The following is a 4,424-nucleotide window of genomic DNA, read 5'->3' as shown; positions in this document are numbered from 1 at the left end:
AGTCGGCGTGCCCCGGGCAGTCTACGTGTGCGTAGTGACGAGTCGGGGTGTCATATTCAACGTGAGACGTGTTGATGGTGATACCACGAGCTTTTTCTTCCGGCGCGTTATCGATCTGGTCGAATGCGCGAGCAGAACCACCGTAGGTTTTAGCCAGTACGGTAGTGATTGCAGCGGTCAGCGTTGTTTTACCATGGTCAACGTGGCCGATAGTACCGACGTTAACGTGCGGTTTTGTACGTTCAAACTTTTCTTTAGACATCGATTGTCCCTCTAAGACACGGATAAATCGGTGATATCACCACATCAACCAGGCGATATGCCTGAACTGTTGAATCATTGAGTCGTTACAGAGAAAACACGGGAAGGAGAAGTGAAGTGGTGCTGATACCCAGAGTCGAACTGGGGACCTCACCCTTACCAAGGGTGCGCTCTACCAACTGAGCCATATCAGCACGTCTGGAGCGGGCAGCGGGAATCGAACCCGCATCATCAGCTTGGAAGGCTGAGGTAATAGCCATTATACGATGCCCGCATCCTGAAACTCGGCTACCCAGTTCTTTCTGTAACAAAAAAAGAGACAAGTCTCTTTTCTCATTTGAGCCGATTATTTTTAACCAGCTCAGACAGCAATTGCTGCCAGAAAGTGGTGGTGGGGGAAGGATTCGAACCTTCGAAGTCTGTGACGGCAGATTTACAGTCTGCTCCCTTTGGCCGCTCGGGAACCCCACCGGACTTGATGGTGCCGACTACCGGAATCGAACTGGTGACCTACTGATTACAAGTCAGTTGCTCTACCTACTGAGCTAAGTCGGCATCAAGTAGCGCGCATTCTATGGAGACCTGCGACCTCATGCAACTAAAAAATTGCATAAAATGTTCTATCGCTCACATTTTGCGCTATACGGCCAATAAATGACGTATTTTCAGACAGCTTAGCATAAAATTTCGGCATCATCAGGCCGCTTGTTTTTCGATTCCCGGATTCGCAGGCATCTCAATGAGGCAAATGCCCCCTTTCACATCTGCAATATCCGTCACATTGCTTTTCAGGGAATGAGGCACGGAAGAGATTTTTTCTTATTATTCCCTGCCATCTGGTGTTACCCTCCTGCCCATTGTCCAAATTAACTGAAATGTGACGAGCCACTGCACGCCCGGGGATGACGCGCTTTTTTATCACTGCCCTGATAGTGTAATGACAGCCAGAAACATGCTTATGAGTAAAAAAGAGCAAACGTTAATGACGCCTTACCTACAGTTTGACCGCAACCAGTGGGCTGCGCTTCGTGATTCCGTGCCGATGACTCTCACTGAAGAAGAGATTGCGCGGTTAAAAGGGATTAATGAAGATTTATCATTAGAAGAAGTTGCCGAGATCTATTTACCCCTGTCGCGTTTGCTTAACTTCTATATCAGCTCGAACCTACGCCGTCAGGCAGTTCTCGAACAGTTTCTGGGCACGAATGGCGAGCGTATCCCTTATATCATCAGTATTGCTGGCAGTGTAGCGGTTGGGAAAAGTACCACCGCGCGTGTATTACAGGCGTTACTGAGCCGTTGGCCAGAACATCGTCGCGTTGAACTGATCACCACTGATGGGTTTCTTCATCCAAACCAGGTATTAAAAGACCGTGGGTTAATGAAGAAGAAAGGTTTTCCTGAATCGTATGATATGCACCGTCTGGTCAAGTTCGTCTCCGATTTAAAATCCGGTGTGCCGAACGTGACCGCGCCCGTTTATTCACATCTGATTTATGATGTGATCCCAGAGGGGGATAAAACCGTCGCGCAACCCGATATATTAATTCTGGAAGGACTAAACGTTCTGCAAAGCGGAATGGACTATCCACACGATCCGCATCATGTATTTGTTTCGGACTTCGTTGACTTCTCTATTTATGTGGATGCGCCGGAAGATTTACTGCAAACATGGTATATCAACCGCTTCCTTAAATTCCGTGAGGGCGCGTTTACCGATCCCGATTCCTATTTCCATAACTATGCAAAACTTACAGAAGAGGAGGCAATCAATACCGCCACCTCATTATGGAAAGAAATTAACTGGCTGAATTTAAAACAAAATATCCTACCAACTCGGGAGCGCGCGAGTCTGATCATGACAAAGAGCGCGAATCACGCCGTCGAACGGGTGCGCCTGAGAAAATAATGATAAAAGGGAGCGAAAGCTCCCTTTTATCATTCTGCACTTCGCAACGATATTTCACCACCGACCCAAGGTTTCACTATGCCATCCTGTTCCAGAAGTAGCGCACCCTGAGTATCAATACCACGTGAAATACCCAATATTTCTTTTTCGCCAATAATTAGTTTTACCGGGCGATGAATAAAATTATCCAGTTTTTCCCAACGAGAGAGATAGGGAGCCAAACCTTCCTGTTCAAATAACTCCAGCGCGGTACGTAATTCACGAATAAGCCTTGCCGCCAGCGTATTACGATCGAGAGTGATCCCGGCTTCCTGTAACGTAATCCATCCCTGATTCACCACATCTTCTTCAACACGGCGCATCGCCATATTAATGCCGGCACCGATGACGATTTGCGCCGCATCGCCTGTCTTACCCGTCAGTTCTACCAGGATGCCTGCCAGCTTACGATCCAGCAGGTAAAGATCGTTAGGCCATTTTACTCGTACCTGATCCGCCCCCAGATCGCGAAGCACCTCTGCCATCACGATACCGATCACCAGGCTTAAGCCGATCGCGGCAGCCGGCCCCTGCTCAAGACGCCAGAACATCGAAAGATAGAGGTTAGCACCAAAAGGTGAGAACCACTTACGACCACGGCGTCCACGCCCGGCCTGCTGATATTCCGCCACACAGGCATCACCCGACTGTAACTCACTAATTCGCTCCAGCAGATACTGATTAGTGGAATCAATCACCGGAAGCACGGCCACCGTACCACGCTCCAACTGGCTGTGTATGCGGTCAGCATTCAGCAACTGCATCGGCTCCGGCAAACTGTATCCTTTACCGGGAACGGTAAATACGTCGACTCCCCAGTCACGCAATGTCTGGATATGCTTATTAATGGCCGCACGGCTCATTCCCAACTTTTCACCCAGTTGTTCGCCAGAATGAAACTCACCATCAGCCAGCAAGGAGATAAGCGTTAAAGGGACGGTGTTATCCTTCATGCAATAATCTCCACAGCATTGACTTCTCCCGTCTGTCCGATGAAGCGCACTTCGGGCTCCAGCCAGACGTTAAATTTTTTGCCCACTTTCGTACGAACCAGGTGTGCAAGTTGAACAACGTCGTCACTTGTCGCGTTATTGGCATTGATCAATACCAGTGCCTGTTGACGGTGTACTGCGGCCCCACCAATCTCAGTGCCTTTCAACTGACATTGGTCGATAAGCCAACCCGCAGCCAGCTTAACGGCCCCATCAGCCTGAGGATAATGGGGCGCATTCGGAAATTGACTTAGCAACGCCTGTGCCACATCGGCTGTCACGACCGGGTTCTTAAAAAAGCTACCTGCATTTCCGTTCACTTTTGGATCGGGCAGTTTCGTCATACGCATATGGCAAACCGAATCAAAAACTTGACGGGGCGTAACGGTAGCAGGGTCCAGGCGAGTCAGGTCACCGTAGGTCAACACTGGCTGCCATTCCTTCATCAGACGTAAACCCACCGCAACGATTGCGAAACGATCCTGGTAGTCATGTTTGAAGATACTGTCGCGATAACCAAACTGGCACTCAGCCGCACTGAGACGTTGTGCTTTCCCCGTCGCGAGTTCGACGCAGTCAACGTAATCACAGACTCGCTGGAGTTCTACACCATAAGCACCAATATTCTGGATAGGTGAAGAACCTACGCAACCAGGGATTAGCGCCAGGTTTTCCAGTCCAGGCATGTCATTCTGTAGGGTATGTTGTACCAGTTGATGCCAGTTCTCACCGGCCCCGACATGCAGATGCCACGCGTCTGATTGCTCTGTCACCTCGATCCCTTTGATACGGTTGATGATGACCGTCCCACAGAAGGTGTCGAGGAATAAAACATTACTCCCTTCACCCAGTATCAATACTGGCTGACGTAACGCATTCGCTGATTGCCAGGCATTTAGTAGTTGTTGTTCATTTTCGACGCAGACAATCTCATTGGCACGCTGCTCAATACCAAAGGTATTCCAGGCTTTAAGGGAGTGATTCATGGACGCTTTCCTGATACAAAATCGCGGTTAGTTTACCGCATATGCAGCAGTATGGCTTGTATTATGGCGAGGTGGCATTATCCGATAAATAGCATCCGGCGATTTTTCATATAACGCAAAAAGGCCCGGTCTTTCGACCGGGCCCTTCGCTTTATTTGATGCCTGGCAGTTCCCTACTCTCGCATGGGGAGACCCCACACTACCATCGGCGCTACGGCGTTTCACTTCTGAGTTCGG

Annotated in this window: 4 protein-coding genes, 4 tRNA genes and 1 pseudogene; 2 read left to right on the top strand and 7 right to left on the bottom strand. The window is 49.3% G+C overall.

Annotated features, from left to right (window positions below):
• The 5 genes from WB371_RS23520 to WB371_RS23500 form a co-directional block, all read right to left on the bottom strand.
• A partial coding sequence (locus tag WB371_RS23520; RefSeq protein WP_227640557.1) for a GTP-binding protein occupies positions 1-262 on the bottom strand: 262 nt, incomplete at its 3' end.
• 117 nt (positions 263-379) lie between these two features.
• Positions 380-455: transfer RNA gene (locus WB371_RS23515), tRNA-Thr, on the bottom strand.
• A 5-nt stretch (positions 456-460) separates the two neighbouring features.
• Positions 461-535: transfer RNA gene (locus WB371_RS23510), tRNA-Gly, on the bottom strand.
• 112 nt (positions 536-647) lie between these two features.
• Positions 648-732, bottom strand: a tRNA-Tyr gene (locus tag WB371_RS23505).
• An 8-nt stretch (positions 733-740) separates the two neighbouring features.
• Positions 741-816: transfer RNA gene (locus WB371_RS23500), tRNA-Thr, on the bottom strand.
• 19 nt (positions 817-835) lie between these two features.
• Between WB371_RS23500 and WB371_RS23495 the strand changes: the two are divergent.
• Positions 836-916, top strand: a pseudogene (locus WB371_RS23495) (hypothetical protein); the annotation flags it as partial.
• 303 nt (positions 917-1,219) lie between these two features.
• Complete coding sequence (coaA, locus tag WB371_RS23490) at positions 1,220-2,170, top strand: type I pantothenate kinase (RefSeq protein WP_336222360.1); 951 nt, start codon at positions 1,220-1,222, stop codon at positions 2,168-2,170.
• 29 nt (positions 2,171-2,199) lie between these two features.
• Here coaA and birA read toward each other — a convergent pair whose 3' ends face one another.
• Positions 2,200-3,162 (bottom strand): bifunctional biotin--[acetyl-CoA-carboxylase] ligase/biotin operon repressor BirA, encoded by a 963-nt coding sequence (gene birA / locus WB371_RS23485; RefSeq protein WP_336222359.1) that lies wholly within the window; start codon positions 3,160-3,162, stop codon positions 2,200-2,202.
• Positions 3,159-4,187 (bottom strand): UDP-N-acetylmuramate dehydrogenase, encoded by a 1,029-nt coding sequence (gene murB, locus WB371_RS23480; RefSeq protein ID WP_336222358.1) that lies wholly within the window; start codon positions 4,185-4,187, stop codon positions 3,159-3,161. The genes birA and murB overlap by 4 nt, the downstream gene beginning before the upstream one ends.
• Between the last annotated feature and the right edge of the window lie 237 nt (positions 4,188-4,424).

The sequence above is a fragment of the Citrobacter amalonaticus genome (assembly GCF_037053465.1).
Taxonomy (GTDB): domain Bacteria; phylum Pseudomonadota; class Gammaproteobacteria; order Enterobacterales; family Enterobacteriaceae; genus Citrobacter_A; species Citrobacter_A amalonaticus_H.
This window is presented reverse-complemented; position numbering and strand designations above follow the sequence as displayed.